Origin of the sequence: Sorangium sp. So ce448, from assembly GCF_051520915.1 — a bacterium.
GTDB classification, from domain to species: domain Bacteria; phylum Myxococcota_A; class Polyangia; order Polyangiales; family Polyangiaceae; genus Sorangium; species Sorangium cellulosum_B.
The window spans coordinates 6,753,529-6,770,711 of sequence record NZ_CP150343.1 but is presented as its reverse complement, the minus strand read 5'-3'; the positions used below and the strand labels follow the sequence as shown (position 1 = coordinate 6,770,711).

At 71.9% G+C, this 17,183-nt stretch carries 10 protein-coding genes; 7 read left to right on the top strand and 3 right to left on the bottom strand.

What is annotated here, in order from left to right:
- The first annotated feature begins 20 nt into the window (after positions 1-20).
- The 3 genes from WMF45_RS25465 to WMF45_RS25455 all read left to right on the top strand — a co-directional run bounded on the left by WMF45_RS25465 (position 21) and on the right by WMF45_RS25455 (position 2,473).
- Complete coding sequence (locus tag WMF45_RS25465) at positions 21-881, top strand: hypothetical protein (RefSeq protein WP_437719415.1); 861 nt, start codon at positions 21-23, stop codon at positions 879-881.
- A gap of 15 nt (positions 882-896) precedes the next feature.
- Positions 897-1,775 (top strand): hypothetical protein, encoded by an 879-nt coding sequence (locus WMF45_RS25460; protein ID WP_437719414.1) that lies wholly within the window; start codon positions 897-899, stop codon positions 1,773-1,775.
- Positions 1,776-1,882: 107 nt separating this feature from the next.
- Positions 1,883-2,473, top strand: coding sequence for a Uma2 family endonuclease (locus WMF45_RS25455; RefSeq protein WP_437719413.1), 591 nt, complete (start codon positions 1,883-1,885; stop codon positions 2,471-2,473).
- 73 nt (positions 2,474-2,546) lie between these two features.
- Here WMF45_RS25455 and WMF45_RS25450 read toward each other — a convergent pair whose 3' ends face one another.
- Entirely contained in the window at positions 2,547-3,767 is a 1,221-nt protein-coding gene (locus WMF45_RS25450; RefSeq protein ID WP_437719412.1) for a serine/threonine-protein kinase, read from the bottom strand.
- Positions 3,768-4,141: 374 nt separating this feature from the next.
- Between WMF45_RS25450 and WMF45_RS25445 the strand changes: the two genes are divergently transcribed.
- A complete protein-coding gene (locus WMF45_RS25445; RefSeq protein WP_437719411.1) occupies positions 4,142-7,732 on the top strand; it encodes an SNF2-related protein in 3,591 nt (1,196 codons plus the stop codon).
- A gap of 55 nt (positions 7,733-7,787) precedes the next feature.
- Here WMF45_RS25445 and WMF45_RS25440 read toward each other — a convergent pair whose 3' ends face one another.
- Together WMF45_RS25440 and WMF45_RS25435 are read right to left on the bottom strand one after the other, a co-directional pair.
- Positions 7,788-8,390: a carbonic anhydrase gene (locus WMF45_RS25440; protein WP_437719410.1), complete on the bottom strand. Its 603-nt coding sequence runs from the start codon at positions 8,388-8,390 to the stop codon at positions 7,788-7,790.
- Positions 8,391-8,578: 188 nt separating this feature from the next.
- Positions 8,579-9,556, bottom strand: coding sequence for an MATE family efflux transporter (locus WMF45_RS25435; protein WP_437719409.1), 978 nt, complete (start codon positions 9,554-9,556; stop codon positions 8,579-8,581).
- 348 nt (positions 9,557-9,904) lie between these two features.
- Between WMF45_RS25435 and WMF45_RS25430 the strand changes: the two genes are divergently transcribed.
- The 3 genes from WMF45_RS25430 (at position 9,905) to WMF45_RS25420 (ending at position 17,162) form a co-directional block, all read left to right on the top strand.
- Positions 9,905-10,810, top strand: coding sequence for a hypothetical protein (locus tag WMF45_RS25430; protein ID WP_437719408.1), 906 nt, complete (start codon positions 9,905-9,907; stop codon positions 10,808-10,810).
- Between the two features lie 975 nt (positions 10,811-11,785).
- Positions 11,786-16,765: an nSTAND1 domain-containing NTPase gene (locus WMF45_RS25425; RefSeq protein WP_437719407.1), complete on the top strand. Its 4,980-nt coding sequence runs from the start codon at positions 11,786-11,788 to the stop codon at positions 16,763-16,765.
- Positions 16,766-16,790: 25 nt separating this feature from the next.
- Positions 16,791-17,162, top strand: coding sequence for a WD40 repeat domain-containing protein (locus tag WMF45_RS25420; RefSeq protein ID WP_437719406.1), 372 nt, complete (start codon positions 16,791-16,793; stop codon positions 17,160-17,162).
- The last annotated feature ends 21 nt before the right edge of the window (positions 17,163-17,183 follow it).

Sequence of the window (17,183 nt, the reverse complement as noted above, 5' to 3'; positions counted from 1 at the left end):
GTTTTGTAAGTGTCGCCGTCATGCTGACAGCGTGTGGAGACGGGCTCGATGCGTACGGTGTCTATGCCCCGCGGACGGACGACAACGCCGTATGGCTCTGGGTTGACGAGAGTCCCGATGCGCCAGCATGTCCGGGGCACCGGCTGGACTTCTGGGAGGGTTGGGCTGACGTGCGTGCCGTCGAGGAGTGCGGCGTGTGCACGTGCGGACCGGCCCTGTGCACGTTGCCGTCGAGCGTGACAGCACACAGGTCGCTGCGCTGCGGCGACTACGGAACCCAGATCGTCTTCGATGATCACAATGCGGACGAGCTTCAACGGGGCGTGTGCCGCAAGGCTGCTCCTCCTGTACCAAGCGAGGTGTTCGCCTCGGTCACCTTCGACCCGCCGGCACTCGCTGCCGAGTGCGCTGCCTCGCCGTCGTTCGACCCGCCGCCGATCTTCGGCAACTTTGCAAAGGCCTGTCCGATTGGATTAGGGATTCGGCCAGAGCATCAATGGAAAACGTGCATTTCCCCCGAAGATGACGGACTGTGTCCGCCAGGGTTCAACATGCGATTTGAGTTCAAGGAACGAATCGGAGACGCGCGCACATGCGCCCCATGTTCCTGCGAGGCTCCGGTGGGTGGACACTGCGAGGCTGAATTGCTCGTGTATGCCGAAACCACCTGTACCACCAAGATCATCGGAGGTGGATTCGGCGTCGACCAGAACGACAGTCGGTGCACCGACATCGATCCCCTTCCGATCGCGGCGATGCGTGCGGCGCTCACCCATGAAGATCCGGGCACGTGCACGCCGACGTCGCCCGTCTCCCAGGTAATCGGCGATCTCGTCAGCGGAGAACCGCGCGTTTTCTGCTGCTCCAACAAATTCAACTGAAGGGCGGTACCCACGATGCGGTCGAATGCATCATACCTCCTTGCAGTGTTCGCACTGCTCGGGTGCTACTCGATAGAACTTCCCCCGGAGCTACCGGAGCCCGATCTAACCAAGCAAGTATATGTCCTCATGGAGGGCGCTGGCGCGTTCAAGCAGTGCGAGGCGTTTAGCGCGGAGCTTGTATGGGAAGGGTACTTCGAAGCAGAGGGGTTCAGCGCGGAGGACAAGTGTGAGCCCTGCGAATGTACGCCGGCCGAGTGCGAACTGCCGTCGAAGGTGACCGCCAGCGCGTCAGTCTGTTCTCGCGAGGACGCCGTCGGCACGCTCGAAGCCGGCGCGTCATGGGACGGTTCCTGTTCAGCAGCCGAAGAGCCGATCCCGGGAGACGCCGTCGCTACAGTGACGTTCGAGCCGTCGACCCTCGCCCCGTGCGCTCCGGTGTCTCCGGTACCGAAACCGTCGATGGGCAGTCTACGGTTCATCAGGGCCTGCAAGTCCGATCCTCCCGGGTACGCACCGACGCTCAGTGTGACGTGCTACCCTCCTCAGGAAAACGGTGAGTGCTGGAAGGGTTACGACCGCAAGTTCGAGTATCCCATGCTCAACGACACCCGCCAATGCTCTCCGTGCTCTTGCGGCGCGCCGAGCGGCGGAAACTGCACGGCGGAGGTTATGCTGTACCAGGATCCAGACTGCGTCAGCGAGGTCGTGGCTGAGTACACCACCAATCACAGCCCCCCTGTTTGCACCAGGGCGACGAGCGCGCGGCTTGCGGCGATGCGATCGGTGTTCTTGTTCAACGAGCCTGGCACGTGCGCCCCGTCGACCGACTCCGAGATCGTGAGCGGTTCCCTGGAACGCGGCGTCACACACGTCTTGTGCTGTGATCGCTAGCGGTCGCCGTCGTGCCCCCGCGTCGAGGAGCGCCCCGGCCGGCGCGCCGCCGGACCCCTGCTCCTCGCCGCCTTGCCGCGCCGCTCGTCCCCCGGCAGGCTTCCGCCATGGGCCCGCCCGCCGCCAAGCAGCGCCGCGCGACGTACGCCGATCTCGAGGCCGTCCCGCCGACCAAGGTGGCGGAGCTCATCGCGGGCACCTTGCACGTGTTCCCCAGGCCGGCGCCGCCTCATGCACGCGCATCGTCTCGCCTCGGCATCGAGCTCGGCGGTCCGTTCGATGCAGGGAAAGGGGGGCCTGGCGGCTGGTGGATCCTGGACGCGCCCGAACTGCATTTCCCGGACCCAGCGGTGCCGGGTGAGGTGGAGGCGGTCGTACCGGACATCGCTGGCTGGCGTAGAGAACGCATGCCCGAGCTGCCCACGACGGCTTTCTTCCCGCTCGCCCCGGATTGGATTTGCGAGGTGCTGAGCCCTTCGACCGAGGATGTGGACCGCGACGAGAAGATGCCGATCTACGGGCGTGAGGGCGTGCGGCACGTGTGGTTGGTCGACCCGATCGCGCGGACGTTGGAGGTCTTCTCGCTCTCCTCGGGTCGGGGGTGGGGGCCCGCCGCCGTCCACCGCGATGCCGCTCGCGTCCGCGTCGAGCCCTTCGAGGCGATCGAGCTCGACCTCTCGGTCCTCTGGGCGAAGTAGCCGGCCACCGTCCCGAGCTCCTGGACGGCCCCGCCCGCGTCCCCATGAGGCGGACGCGGCGCGAGATCCGCGATCAGGGCGCCGTGCCCTGGCGTTCCAGCAGGCGCGCCGTCATCGCCTGCGCGGCGTCGGCGACCCGGGTGGCGGCGCGCGCCGCGTCGCGGACCACCTCGTCCACGCGGTGCGCGCCGTCGCTCCCCGCCGGCCCCCAGAGCAGCGCCGCGGGCAGCGCGATTCCGAGCGCCAGCGCCGCCCCGGCCGCCGCGACGCGCCAGCGCCGCCTCCGCGGAGCTGCCGGCGGTGCCACCGTCACCCCCGCCGCGGCCTCGAAGGCAGAGATCATCGCCTGGACGCTGGGGAACCGCTCCGACGGGCTGATGGCGAAGGCGCGCGCGAACCACGCCTCGAGGGCGGGCGGCGCTCCAGGGCACACCGTGGCCAGCGGGGGGCGCCCGCTGACCAGGATGGCCGCGAGCACCGCGGCCAGGTTGCGGCCCGGGAACGGCTGCCGCCCGGTCAGCGCCTCGTGCGCGACGACGGCGAGCGACCACATGTCGAGCTGCGGGCCGCCCAGGCCGTCACACGTGTGCTCCGGGCTCAGGTACGCCGGCGTACCCAGCACCACGCCGTCCGCGGTGCGGCGGCGGAAATCGGCCGGCCGATCCTGGCCGACCCACTTGGCGATCCCGAAGTCGGTGATCTTGGCGCATAGATGGCCGTCGCTCCCCTCCACAAGAAGGATGTTCGACGGCTTGATGTCCCGGTGCACGACGCCAAGGCCGTGCGCCACCGACAGCGCCTCTCCCAGCTGGCGGAGCAGCGACGCGAGCTCGACGGCGGGGATCGTCCCTCGCTCGTCCAGCAACTGCCGCAGTGACCTGCCGCGCACGTGCTCCATCACGATGTACGGGCCCGCCGCCAGGTCCTCGCCGGCGTCGAGCACGGCGACGACGCCGCGGGTCTTCTGCCCGAGCTGCGCGGCGACCCGCGCCTCAAGGCGGAACCGCTCGATCGCGTCGACGTTCCGCCCGCCCCGGGCCACCGTGAGGAACTTCAGCGCGACATCGGCGCGGCGGACGCCGTCGTGCGCGCGCCAGACCTCGCCCATCGCGCCGCGCCCGAGCAGCTGATCGACCTGGTAACGCCCGTCGATGAGGCGGCCTCGCAGCCGTACCGAGCGGCGCGAAGAGGCCGGGCGCGAGTCAGCCGGTCGATCAGCGAGCGCGACCACGCCGCGCGCGCTGTCTCTCCTCTGGGAATCAGGTTGTGAATCGAACGAGGAAGAATGGAACACGATCGAGCACCTCCGTGCCGCCTCTGTGTCCCAGCCACGTCGGTGTCCCTTTCGGGCGACGCGCTGGGGTCAGGGACCGGGGCATCCCCAGAGCGTATCGCGAACATACGATCCTGGGAATCCCGGACTGCGCTCCTCCAGCAGAGCGCCAATCGCGGATACGCACTTACAACATCGTACGGCCACGCTGGATGTCGGGGCGGGCGCGCAGCGCGGTGCAGAGCCGGCGTGTGGCCTCGCGCAGCTCGCCTTCGTCGAGCGACGCGAACCCGAGCCGCGCGGCGCCGTGCCCTACAGCGCGCTCGCTCCCGGCGGGCAGCGCGCCGGAACCCCTTGAACCGGGCCCTCGCACCGACGACGTTACGCCGCCCGTCATGCCCGGCGACACCCAGGCCGTTCCCCCCGCAGCCCCCGCGGCGCCCTTCGAGACCCGCGCGGCCCTCCTCGCCTGGCTCGCGCAGCACGGCGTCGCGCACCTGGCCCGGCTGAGCCTCGAGGCGGTGGCGCCGCGCGTCGACCCCACGCTCTGGCCCGAGCTGCAGCTCCTCGGCGCGCGGCGGCGGCTCATCGACCTCGCGAGCGCCGAGTCGCTCGCAAGCGCGCTCGCGTGGCTCGCGCCCTCGCGCCTCCGCGACGTCCTGCCGCCCCTCGTGGCTCGCTTCCTGGAGGACGAGCGCGACGACGCCGCCCTCGCGCGCGCCGCCGTCGCGTCGCTCCTGCGCGCGCCCGAGGAGCCGCGGGCCCAGTCGGCGCACGAGCGGCTCTGCGAGCTGCGCGCGCGCGTGCCGGAGGCGGCGGCCCCGCGCCCCGAGCGGGCGCTCCGGGCCGCCGCGCTGCGGTTCGACGCCGCGCTCCCCGGCTTTCGCCTCGACGACCCGCGGCCGTTCGAGGCGCACCGCGCGGGCGCCGGCTTCGTCAGGCCGGAGGCGCGGCTGACCCTCGCGCCCGGGGCCCTCCGCGCCGAGTGCGACTGCGGCGCGGCCGGCTGCGTCCACGTGCTCGCGGCCATCGACGCCGCGCTGCTCTGGCTCCGCCAGCCCCCGAGCGAGGCCTTCTTCCAGGCGCTCGACGAGCTCGGCCGCCCCGCCTGGGAGCGCGCCTTGCTGGCGCTCGACAGGGCCCTCGACGAGGGCCCCGGGGCGCGCGGCGGCGTCGAGCTCTCCTTCCGGCTGGACGTCGTCGAGGCGGCCGGCGTCGTGGTCGCGCCCTGGATCCACCGGCTGGGCAAGAAGGCGCAGCGCGGCGCCGGGGCGCGGCTCGGCAAGAAGCGCCTCCTGCTGGAGCACGGCGGAAAGCTCTCCCCCGAGGACGCCCGCATCGCGTCCCTCCTGCCCGAGGGCAACGCCTTCGCCTCGCGGGCGCTGCTCGAAGCGCTCATCGGCCACCCGCGCCTCTTCCTCGACGAGGCGCCCGACGTCGCCGTGCGGATCGAGCGCGCGCCGGTGGGCGTCGTGGCCGAGGAGCGCCACGGCGCCGTGCGGGTGAGCGCCGGCGTCGAGGGCACGGCGCTGCCCCCCGCGCTGCTCGATCGCGCGCGCCGGGCCCGGCCCGAGGAGGTGCTGTTCCTCTGGGACTGGGACAAGGGCGCGCGGCGGCTCACGCTGCTCGACGTCAAGGCCGAGATCCGGGCGCTGCTCGACGTGCTCGCGCGCGAGGGCGACGTCTTCCCGCCCGAGAGCCACGGCGCGCTGCTCGCCGCGCTCTCGCGGTGGGCGCTGCGCGTGCCCGTGGCCATGCCGCGCAGCGTGATGGGCGAGTCGGTCCCGCCGGAGCTGCTCCCGGTGCTTCGGCTCACGGCCCAGCCCCGCGGCGCCGTGGAGGTCGAGCTGCGCGTGCGGCCGCTCGCCGACGCCCCGCCGCTCGTGCCGGGCGCGGGCGCGCGCGACGTCCACGTGCGGCGCGGCGACAGGGCCCTGCACGCGGTGCGCGACCTGCGCCGGGAACAGGACTTCGCCGCCGCGCTCGCCGCCGAGCTCCCGCTCGCCGGGGCCGAGCCGTTCGAGGACCGCCCGTTCCACTACCGCTTCGCCAGCGCGCAGGGCGCGCTCGATCTGCTCGCGGCCTGCGCGCGGCGCGAGCCGCCCCCGGAGCTCGAGTGGGTCAGCGAGCCCCTGCGCGTCGTGGGCGACGGCGGACCCCGCGCGCTCAAGGTCGTCCTCGAGAAGCGGCGCGAGTGGTTCGGCGCCCTCGGCGGCCTGAGCGTCGCGGGAGAGCGCGTGGAGCTGGCCCGGCTGCTCGACTCGGCGCGCCGCCACGAGCGCTACGTGCAGGTCGAGGCCACCACCTACGTGGAGCTGGGCGAGGCCTTGCGCGCCCACCTCGAGCGCCTGGCCGATCACGTCCACGACTCCCCGCACGGCCTCTCGGTGGGCCCCTCGGCCGCCGCGGTGCTGTGGGAGCTCGAGCGGGCCGGCGCCGCGATCGAGGCGGACGGCGCGTTCCGGGGGCTCGTCGAGCGGGTGGTGGCCGCCGGCGAGCTCTGCCCCGCGGCGCCGGCGGCGCTCGCGGGTGAGCTCCGCCCTTACCAGCTCGACGGGTACCGCTGGCTCGTGCGGCTCGCGGCCTGGGGCGCGGGGGGCGTGCTCGCCGACGACATGGGCCTCGGCAAGACGGTGCAGGCGCTCGCCGTCCTGATCGAGCGCGGCGAGCGCGGGCCGGCGCTCGTCGTCGCGCCCACCTCGGTGGCCTTCAACTGGCAGGACGAGGCGCGGCGCTTCGCGCCCTCTCTCCGCATCACGATCTACGCGGACGAGGCCGATCGCGACGACGCGCTCGCGCGGCTCGGCCCGGGCGACGTGCTGGTGCTCAGCTACGGCCTGCTCGTGCGCGACGCCGCGCGCCTCGCGGCGCGGCGCTTCGCCACCGTCGTCTTCGACGAGGCGCAGAGCCTGAAGAACGCGACCACCCAGCGCTTCCGCGCCGCGAGGGCGCTCCAGGCGGACTTCAGGTTCGCGCTCTCGGGCACGCCGATCGAGAACCACCTCGGCGAGCTCTGGAGCCTCTTCGCGCTCGTCTTCCCCGGCCTCCTGGGCGGCTGGGACGCGTTCCGCGACCGCTACGCCATGCCGATCGAGCGGCACATCGACCCTGCCGCGGGGCCCGCGCTCGCGCGCGTGCTCGCCCCGTTCCTCCTCCGGCGGACGAAGGCGCAGGTGGAGGCCGAGCTGCCGGCGCGCACCGAGGTGCGCGTGCCGGTCGTGCTCTCGGGCGCCGAGTGGCAGCTCTACGAGGACGCGCGCCTCGCGGCGCTGTCCGACCTCGAGACGCCTCGGGCGGTCCGGCGCGAGCAGGAGCGGCGCGTCGAGGTGCTGGCGGCGCTCACGCGCCTCAGGCTGCTCGCCTCGCACCCGCGCCTCTACGACGCGCGCTCGACGCTCGACTCGTCCAAGCTCGCGCGCTTCCTCGGGCTCGTCGAGGAGCTGTGCGCGGAGGGGCAGCGCGGGCTCGTGTTCAGCCAGTTCACGTCGCACCTCGCGCTGGTGCGCGAGGCGCTCGAGGCGCGCGGCGTCGCGTACGTCTACCTCGACGGCGAGACGCCCCGGAAGGCCCGGGCCGAGCGGGTACGCGAGTTCCAGGAGGGGTCGGCGCCGCTCTTCCTGATCTCGCTGAAGGCGGGGGGGTTCGGCATCAACCTCACGGCGGCCACCAACGTGATCCACCTCGACCCCTGGTGGAACCCCGCGGTCGAGGATCAGGCCTCGGACAGGGCGCACCGCCTGGGCCAGCGGCGGCCGGTCACCATCTATCGCCTGGTGGCGCTCGGGACGATCGAGGAGAAGATGCTCTCGCTGCACGCGGAGAAGCGCTCGCTCGTGGCGCAGGTGCTCGGCGGCAAGGACACCGCCGGCAAGCTCTCGACGCAGGAGCTCGTCGGCCTGCTCTCGGCGCAGCTCCGGGGGCCGGACGGCGGCGAGGGCGGGGACGGCGAGCTCTCGGACTCGCGCCCTCCGAGTCGGGATCTCTGACTCGGGATCTCCGTACCGTGCTGTTCGACGTGCGCTCTCCGACTCGCGCTCTTCCTCACCGGATCGAGATCTGGTGCGCGAACTGCGACTCCTCGAAGGAATAGGCCCAGAGCGACGTGTCGCGCTCGTCGTAGAGCCAGGCGTGGACGCGCGGCCCGCCTCCCTGCGCCAGGAGCGGGTAGGTGAGCAGGTGATCGAGCTGGGTCAGCACGTTCTCCTGGGCCGTCACCTCGCGGAGGGCGTCGCGGTGGAGGCCGCCGTAGTTGCGGCGGACGAGGTCGATCGTCGCGCGCGCCGCGGGCACCTGCGACAGGAGCCCGAAGGCCTGCCGGTCGCGCTCTCCGTCGAGGAGCACCTCGAGCGCCGCGCACCGGACGTGGCCGCAGATCACGATGTCATGGGTCTCCCGCATCGAGAGCGACAGCAGGAGCGAAGCATTCTCGCTCTGGGCGTTGTTCTCCCAGGGAGCCACGAGGTGCGCCGGCGATCGGACCTGCGCGCAGGGGACCCCGTCCGCGGCGAGCCCCATCCGCCCGAGGGGAAGCGCGGCGTCGAAGCATGAGATCAGCAGCGTATGACGGGGATCCAGCGCTGCGGTTGCGCGCCGCCGCCGCGTCGAGGCCGGGGCCCCGGGTGACCTGCTGTTCGAGAGCTGCATCGGTTCTCCTCGCGGACCAGGAGCGGTCCCCGCATGAGTCGGAACGAGCGCGCGTCAGGTTCCCGAGCTGAAGCATCCCCTCGAACCGGGCGAACAGGACGAGGGAAACCGGGCGCGCGTCCATGGCGCGAGGCTGCCGAGCGGCGGCGATCAGAGACCTTCCGCCCTGCGCGGGCGCTTCGCCGCCCTCACGCCTCTCCGACCTCGCCCGCAAACGCCTGGGCGGGGTCGGCCTGCCTCGCCGCGTCGCCCGGAGGCGCCTTCTGGACGAGGGCCCGCTTCCATCGCCCCGAGGTGTAGTAGGCCGTGCCGGCGATCATCGACACGACGAAGCTCGCCGCGATGGCGTACCAGACGCCCTTCACGCTGCGCATCTCGCGCGAGAGCCAGTACGCGAGCGGGGTGCGGACGACCCAGAGGCTGAGCAGCGTCGTCGCGGTCGTGATCATGGTCGCGCCGGCGCCGTTGATGATGCCGTTGCTCACGAAGGTGAGGCCGAAGAACACGTAACACGCGCCGACCGTGTGCAGGTACGACACGCCGAGCTCGATGACGGCCGGATCGGTGATGAACACCCTGAGGAGCGCCTCGGGGAACGCGACCGCCACGGCCGAGATGAGGAGCGTCATGCCGCCGCTGAACACGCACCCCCACGCGAAGATCTCGCGCACGCGGCCGTGGTGCCCCGCCCCCAGGTTCTGCCCGGCGAGCGTCGATATCGCCATCCCCATGTTGATCGCCGGCAGGAAGGCGATCTGGTCGATGCGCGAGGCCGCGCCGAACGCGGCGGTCGCGATCTCCCCGAACCCGTTCACGATCCCCGTCACGACGACCATGCCCAGCGCCACCACCGACTGCTGGACGGCCGCCGGCACGCCGATCCGGAGCGTCTTCCGGATCGTCGGCCCGAGCTGGCCGAAGCGCGGCCAGCCCGGCGCGATCGGCGACCTGCGGGCGTGGAGGTACAGGTTGAGCGCCACGAGCGCGATGGCCTGAGAGACGAGCGTGGCCCAGGCCGTCCCGTTCAGGCCGAGCTCCGGCAGCCCCAGCCGCCCGAAGATGAGGAGCGGGTCGAGGACGGTCGTCAGCACGACGGAGCCGAGCAGGAAATAGAGCGGCGTCCTGGAGTCGCCTGTGCCTTGCAGCATGCTCCGGAGCGCGAACATGCCGAAGCTGAACGGCAGCGAGAGCAGATAGATGCGGAGATAGCTGACCGACGGCGCGAAAGCTGTAGGTCGTCTGAAGGAAGCCCCCGATCAGCATCGGGAGCGAGAACGTCACGATATGTCTCGGGATGCTGCCTGTCGTCAGATCGGTTCCAAACTTCGATTGCATCAGGTTCCTCGCCCGGGAGCGGGTGGAGAGCGGCCTCGTGGTGGGCTGTTCAATCGCGGCGTAACGTAGGGAACGCGCGGCGACCGTCCACCGTCCACCCCGCTGGCGCGCAGCTTGCAATCGGCCGACGCCGCTGAGCGCTCCAGGCCTGTCGGCGAGCGCCAGCGAGGAGAAACGACATGCCGAAAGCGAAGTCCGCGAGCGCACCCCGGAACCCGGGAGCGCGGCCCGGGCCGTCCGAGCCTTCCGAGGCGTCCCTGCCGCTGGCGCTCACCGCCGCCGAGCAGGAGCTCCTGGGGCGCGCTCTCCGGTTCCTCGTCAACGTTCAGGCCGCGCCGTTCATCGCGCGGGCGCGGCGCGAGGGCTACGCGGCGAACGAGCACCGCGAGGGGTGGCGGCTATTCAAGCTCGCCGCGGGCGAGCAGCGCCCGCTCGAGCACCTCTTCGCGGAGGCCGCGGTGGAGGTCGCGAGCGGCGGAGGCGTCGAGGGCGCCGAGCGGATGCAGCTGCTCCGGGAGGTCGAGGTCTTCGAGAACACGTGGTTCCCGCGAACGCGCGCGATCATCCGCCGCGTGGTGCAGCGCGAGCGGCGCGACGGCTTTGAGGCCGCGTTCTTCAAGCACCTGGAGCCGCAGCCGCTCGGGTCGACGGTGGTCATGTCGGTCGGGACGTACCTCCGCCGCCTCGAGGGGCTCGCCAGGAACAGCGATGGCGACACGAAGAAGGTCCACAAGATGCTCGCGGCGCGCGGGCTGACCGAGGCGAAGGTGCAGCAGGTGCGCGATCTGCTGGCGAAGCTCGAGGCCGGCGCCGGGGCGCAGGCGCAGCCGCCCCGGGTGCCGGCGGCCGAGCTGGCGAGGGCCTGGCGGGAGCAACGGGAGGGGCTCGAGGGCCTGCGGGACTGGTTCAACGACTGGGCGACGACCCTGCGGCCAGTCTTCCCCGTGAAGGCGCAGATCCAGCTCGGCCTCACGGCCGTGAGGCGCACGGCGGCCGCCGGAGAGGTGATCGAGGAGGAGGTGTCGCTCGACGAGGACGAGGGCGCCGACGGCGAGGTCACCGGCGCGCAGCCGCCGCTCGGCTGACGCTCCTCGGCCGCCGCGGCGCCGGACCGGCGCCCGCGGCGCCCACGCTGCCGGCGCAGATCCCGCGCGCAGGCCGCACAGGTGGCGTGGGATGGGAGCCCGCGCGGCGCCAGGCCGCGGAGGCGGCTACGCAACCGCTTGCTCTCTTCCGCAATGGTTTGCGGCATCCAGCAAAACGTTGCGCTCCGAGGGCCCCGGCGGAACGTCCCGCACGGCACGAGCACGGCTGCGTGCAGGCGGCCGCGCTGCAAGGGAGACTCGCCCCGTCGACTGGGCTCGTCGTCCGAGCCACGGCTCGGGCTCGTCGCCTGAACCACGACTCGGGCTCGTCGCCTGGGCCATCCCTGTGCCCGTCGCCCGAGCCACAGCCCGGCTCCTCGCCTGAGTCTGAGTGATGACTGGGCTCTTCACCTGAGCCACAGCCCGGCTCCTCGCGTGTTCCACGGGTCGGCGCCTGGGAATTACTGCAATGCCGAGCGCCCCGAAATGACGGAAGAACAGGAGGAGAACGACGGAAGCCCCGGTGTGAAGGAGAGGGGCTGACGCATCCGAGGCGCCGACACCGGACGATGTGGGGGGGTATGCTATAGAACCTTCCAACAGGCAGCGACGGTTGGCTGCTTGAGCATCGGTCCGGGTACGCCTTCGGGTTCTCTCGCCAGAGCGGCGCGACGAGCTCGACATTCGGGAGCGTTGCGTGTCGACAGGGGGTGGGGACGTTTCGCCCGGAGCCGCCGCGCGGGCGTGGCAGCGATCGGAGGGGCCAGGATGAGCCGCGAGACCCTCGCGCCAGGGACGGTGTTCCAGGGTCGCTATGAGATCCTGTCCTGCTGCCGAGCGAGCGGCCGAACGGTCGTTTACAGGGGCCGGCGCATCGGGGGCGGCCGGCCGGTTGTCCTCCAGATTCTCCATCTGCCTCGCGATGGAGACGGCAGGCACCCTGCGCGGCGCTCCATCTCGCGGTTCCTGCGGGAGATGCGCTCTGGCACGCGCCTCCATCACGCTCCGATCGTCCGGCCCGTCGACTGGGGGCACGCCGGCGAGGGGCGGCTCTATACCGTCTTCGAGCTCATGCCGGGACACACCCTGCGGGAGGTGATGCCTTCGGAGGACGACCTGCAGCGGCACGCGCTCGGCGCGACCCTGCCGCAGGCGACGCTCGAGCTCAAGGAGACCCCGCGCCGCGACGCCGAGGCCCAGGAGCAGAGACAGCCGGACCGGCCGGGATCGAGCGGAATGCGCGGCGAGCGTGGCGAACCGGCCGAGACCACGTTCGCGCTCGCCGGCCTGGCACCCACGGAGGCGTCGGCCGGCGTGACGCCCGAGGAGCGAGCGCGCGAGGCGGCAGCGCCGTCGGTACACGACGCGCACGGCGCAACCACGGTGGGGGGAGCGACGCCGACGGGGCGCGGTCCGGGCTCCGCGTTGCCCGACGTCGGCGGCACGATCAAGCATTACGAGATCATCCGCAAGCTGGGCCGGGGCGGCATGGGGATCGTGTACCTGGCCCGGGACACGAAGCTCGGGCGCCTCGTGGCGATCAAGCTGCTGCTCGAGTTCAGCGGACAGGGAAACGAGCGCTTCCTGGACGAGGCGCGCGCCACGGCGCGCTGCCGTCACGAGAACATCGTGGTGATCCACGAGGTCGATGAGATCCGCGGCCACCCGTACCTGGTGCTCGAGTACATCAAGGGCCGCACGCTGAGCGAATGGCTGACCCAGCGCGAGCACCCGAGCGCGCCGGGGCCGCTCGCCGCGATAGGGCCGTCGGGCCCGATGTCGCCCGGCCAGGTGGTGGAGCTGATGATCCCTGTCGTCCGCGCGCTGGTGTGCGCGCACGAGCTCGGGATCGTCCACCGCGATCTGAAGCCGGAGAACATCCTCATCGACGACGCCGGGAGCATCAAGGTGCTCGACTTCGGGATCGCGAAGCAGCTCGACGCCAGGGTGATGTCGACGCTCACGGGCACGCAGGCGACGCTCGCGCGAGGCCACGGCGATGGCCACCGGAGCGGGCTCATCGGCACGCCGGCGTACATGTCGCCCGAGCAATTGCTGGGCGGGGACGTCGATCCTCGCAGCGACCTCTGGGCCGTGGGCATCCTCCTGTACACGCTGCTCGTGGGGGCGCACCCGCTCGACCCGTTCTCGGTCGCGCGGCTCGCGGACATCGTGAAGCTCGATCTGCCCATGCCGCGCGTGAGCGCTCGGCGCCCGGACGTGGGCGCGCTCGGCGATCTTGTCGACCGGTGCTTGAAGAAGCGCCAGCACGAGCGCATCGGCTCGGCCAAGGAGCTGCTCGCGGAGCTGGAGGCGCTGCTGCCCGGCCGAAAGGCGCTCGAGCTGGGCGACGACGAGAGCCCGTTCGCCGGGCTGTCCGCGTTCCAGGAGTCGGACGCGGCGCGCTTCTTCGGCCGCGATCGCCAGATCGCCGCCACGACGACGCGGCTGCGCTACCAGCCGCTCCTCACGGTCGTCGGGCCGTCGGGGGCGGGCAAGTCGTCGTTCGTGCGCGCGGGGGTGATCCCCGCGTTGAAGCGCGGCAGCGAGCGGTGGGAGACGTTCATCGTGCGGCCGGGGCGCCGGCCGCTCTCGGCGCTCGTCGACGTGCTCGTGCAGGTGGCCGAGTCCGAGGTGGCCAGCACGGGCTCCGGGTCGGCCGAGCTCCCCGACCACGACGGGGTCGTCGCCACGCTGCGCGCGCAGCCGGGGCACCTGGGCGCTCGGCTGCGCGCGCGCTGCCGCCGCGAGGGGACGAGGCACCATGTCCTGCTCTTCGTCGATCAGTTCGAGGAGCTGTACACGCTCGGCGCCAGCCGCGAGGAGCGGGCCGCGTTCGTGGCCTGCCTGGAAGGCGTGGCCGACGACGCGTCATCGCCCCTGCGTGTGCTGCTCGCCGTTCGCTCGGATTTCCTCGATCACATGGCCGATGATCACGACTTCGTGATCGACGTGACGCGCGGTCTGTCGCTGCTGCCGCCGATGGGGCGTGACGGCCTGCGCGACGCGCTGACGAGGCCGCTGGAGGCGGCCGGTCACCGTTTCGAGACGCCCGAGATGATCGAGGACATGCTGGGCACGCTGGAGAGCACGCGGAGCCCGCTGCCGCTCTTGCAGTTCACGGCCGCCAAGCTGTGGGAGGCGCGGGATCGCGAGCACCGGCTGCTGACGCGAGACAGCTACGAGCGGCTGGGCGGCGTGGCCGGCGCCCTGTCCGCACACGCGGACGCGGTGCTCTCGGCGCTGCCGGTGCGCGAGCAGCGGCTGGCCCGCGCGGTGCTCGTGCGCCTTGTCACGCCGGAGCGCACGCGCGCGGTGGTCAGCTTGGAGGAGCTCCATGGGGTGGCGCAGACCGGCGGGGGACCTGCGGGCGAGGCGATCGAGCAGGTGGTCCAGCACCTGGCCGCTGCGCGGCTGCTGCTGATCGAGACCGGGGGCGAGCGCGAGGGCACGACGGCGGAGCTGGTGCATGAGTCGCTGATCGAGCGGTGGCCAAAGCTCCGGCAGTGGCTCGCCGAGGGCGAGCAAGACGCGCAGTTCCTGGCCCGGCTGCGCGCCTCGGCGCAGCAGTGGGAGGCGAGCGGCTGGGCCGAGGGGCTGCTCTGGCGCGACCGCGCGGCCCAGGACGCGAGGGCATGGTACGAGCGCCGGCGCGCCGCGCAGGGCGCCGATGGGCGAGCGGGGCTGAGCAAGCGCGAGGAGCGCTATCTCCTGGCCGTCGTGGAGCTCGCCGAGCGCGCGCGGCGCTTGCGACGACAGTTCGCTGTCGGCGTGATCGCGACGCTCAGCGCGTTCGCGGTCATGGTGTCGTACCTGGCGATCCGCGCGCAGGCGGACGCGCTCCTGGCGCGCAATGCCACCCGCATGGCCGCGGCGCGCGAGCTGCAATCCGATCCCACGACGGTGCTGGCGCTCCTGCGGGAGGTCGAGCCGCCCGAGGTGCCGCGCGGGTGGGCCACCCTCGCGCGCTGGGCGCTGCACAGCTGGGTCGCGCGCGTTGTGCTCACCCATCCGGATTTCGTCATCCGCGCGGCGTTCAGCCCCGACGGCAAGCACATCGCGACGATCTGCGCGGACAGGGCCGTGCGGGTGTGGAACGCGGATGGCACGGGCGAGCCGCTGGTCCTTCGTGGCCACGACGCGCCGATCAACTCGGTGGCGTTCAGCCCCGACGGCGAGCGCGTCGTGACGGCGTCGGACGACAGGACCGCGCGCGTGTGGCGCACGGCGGGTGGGGGCGAGCCGCTCGTCCTCCGCGGTCACGAGGAGGGGGTCTATTCGGCGGCGTTCAGCCCCGATGGCGGGCGCATCGTGACGGCGTCGTTCGACCGGACCGCGCGGGTGTGGAAGGCGGATGGCACGGGTGAGCTCCTCGTCCTTCGGGGTCACGCGGAGCCGGTCTATTTCGCGGCGTTCAGCCTCGACGGCGGGCGCATCGTGACATCGTCGTTCGACCGGACCGCGCGGGTGTGGAAGGCGGATGGCACGGGCGAGCCGGTTGTCCTCCCCGGTCACGAGGATGCCGTCTACTCGGCTGCGTTCAGCCCGGATGGCAAGCGCGTCGTCACGGCGTCGTGGGACAAGACGGCACGGGTGTGGAACGCCGATGGGTCGGGCGAGCCCCGGATCCTGCGCGGTCACGAGGATGTCGTCTACTCGGCTGCGTTCAGCCCGGATGGCGAGCGGATCGTCACGGCGTCGTGGGACAAGACGGCGCGGGTGTGGAACGCCGATGGGTCGGGGGAGCCCCGGATCCTGCGCGGCCACCAGGATCGGGTCTACTCTGCGGTGTTCAGCGCCGACGGCAGGCGCATCGTCACGGCGTCTTATGACAAGACGGCGCGGGTGTGGAACGCCGAGAGCACGGGTGAGCCCCTCAGCCTCCGTGGTCACGAGGATTCGGTCTCGTCGGCTGCGTTCAGCCCGGATGGCAGGCGCATCGTCACGGCGTCGTGGGACAGGACAGCGCGGGTGTGGAACGCCGAGGTCGCGGGGGCGCCAGTGATCCTCCGTGGCCACGAGGGAGAGGTGTTCTCGGCGGCGTTCAGCCCTGACGGCGAGCGCGTCGTCACCGCGTCCGACGACAAGACGGCCCGTGTGTGGAACGCCGACGGCACGGGGGAACCGCTGGTGATCCGTGGTCATGCGGACAGGGTGCGTTCGGCGGCGTTCAGCCCTGACGGCAAGCGCATCGTCACGGCGTCCTTCGACAAGACGGCGCGCGTGTGGAGCGCCGACGGGTCTGGAGAGCTCGTGGCGCTCCGTGGCCACGCGGACAGGGTGCGTTCGGCGGCGTTCAGCCCCGACGGCGAGCGCATCGTCACCGCCTCGTATGACAACACGGCGCGTGTGTGGAACGCCGATGGCACGGGCGAGCCCGTGGTCCTGCGAGGGCACGATCGTTGGGTCGTATCGGCGGCGTTCAGCCCTGACGGCAAGCGCGTCGTCACGGCGTCGTGGGACAAGACGGTGCGGGTGTGGAACGCCGACGGCACAGGCAAGCCCGTGGTCCTGCGTGGTCATGAGCACCTGGTCAATGCTGCGGTGTTCAGCCCTGATGGCAAGTATGTCGTGACCGCGTCCGACGACAAGACGACGCGGATATGGAATGCCGACGGCACGGGCGAGCCCCTGGTGCTGCGCGGGTCCGACGCGTCCGTCAACGCGGTGGCGTACAGCCCCGATGGCAAGCGCATCGTCACCGGATCCGACGACAAGGTCGCGCGGGTGTGGACCGACCTCGAGCCGCTCCGCGGCGTCGATGACCCGAAGCTGTGGACGGCGACGACCTACTGCATGCCCGTCGAGCGGAGGATCGAGCTCCTTCGTGTGCCCGAGTCGGCCGCCCGGGCGAGCCAGGAGGCGTGTCTGCGGCAGGTCGCCGCGGTCCTCGCGGCGGTGCCGGGGGGGCAGGCGGATTCGGGGGGCCGGCTGCGCGGCACGGCCGGTCGATGACGAGCCTTATCGATGCGGGGTGAGGATGTTTCGCCTGAAGCTGGCATGGGCTGCCGATGGCACGGGTGAGCCAGTGGTTCTTCGTGGCTCCGATTCTCCGGTGAATGCCGCGGCATTCAGCTCGGATGGCAAGCGCATCGTCACCGGATCCGACGACAAGGTCGCCCGGGTGTGGACCGACCTCGAGCCGCTCCACGGCGTCGATGACCCGAAGCTGTGGACTGCGACCACCTACTGCATGCCGATCGAGCGGCGGATAGAGCTTCTCCGTCTGCCAGAAGCCCTGGCCCGGACCCATCAGGAAGACTGCCTGCGCCGCGTCGCAGCGGCCCGCGTGGCCGCCCTCTGGTCCCAGCCGGACTCGGTCGGCCATCCGAGCGACACCGCCGGTCGATGACAAGCACCCTCCCTCGAGCGC

Coding starts and splice junctions, on each gene's coding strand:
- WMF45_RS25465 (WP_437719415.1), top strand. CDS start 21: ATGCTGACAGCGTGTGGAGACGGGCTCGATGCGTACGGTGTCTATGCC.
- WMF45_RS25460 (WP_437719414.1), top strand. CDS start 897: ATGCGGTCGAATGCATCATACCTCCTTGCAGTGTTCGCACTGCTCGGG.
- WMF45_RS25455 (WP_437719413.1), top strand. CDS start 1,883: ATGGGCCCGCCCGCCGCCAAGCAGCGCCGCGCGACGTACGCCGATCTC.
- WMF45_RS25445 (WP_437719411.1), top strand. CDS start 4,142: ATGCCCGGCGACACCCAGGCCGTTCCCCCCGCAGCCCCCGCGGCGCCC.
- WMF45_RS25440 (WP_437719410.1), bottom strand. CDS start 8,390: ATGCAGCTCTCGAACAGCAGGTCACCCGGGGCCCCGGCCTCGACGCGG.
- WMF45_RS25435 (WP_437719409.1), bottom strand. CDS start 9,556: ATGTTCGCGCTCCGGAGCATGCTGCAAGGCACAGGCGACTCCAGGACG.
- WMF45_RS25430 (WP_437719408.1), top strand. CDS start 9,905: ATGCCGAAAGCGAAGTCCGCGAGCGCACCCCGGAACCCGGGAGCGCGG.
- WMF45_RS25425 (WP_437719407.1), top strand. CDS start 11,786: ATGCGCTCTGGCACGCGCCTCCATCACGCTCCGATCGTCCGGCCCGTC.
- WMF45_RS25420 (WP_437719406.1), top strand. CDS start 16,791: ATGTTTCGCCTGAAGCTGGCATGGGCTGCCGATGGCACGGGTGAGCCA.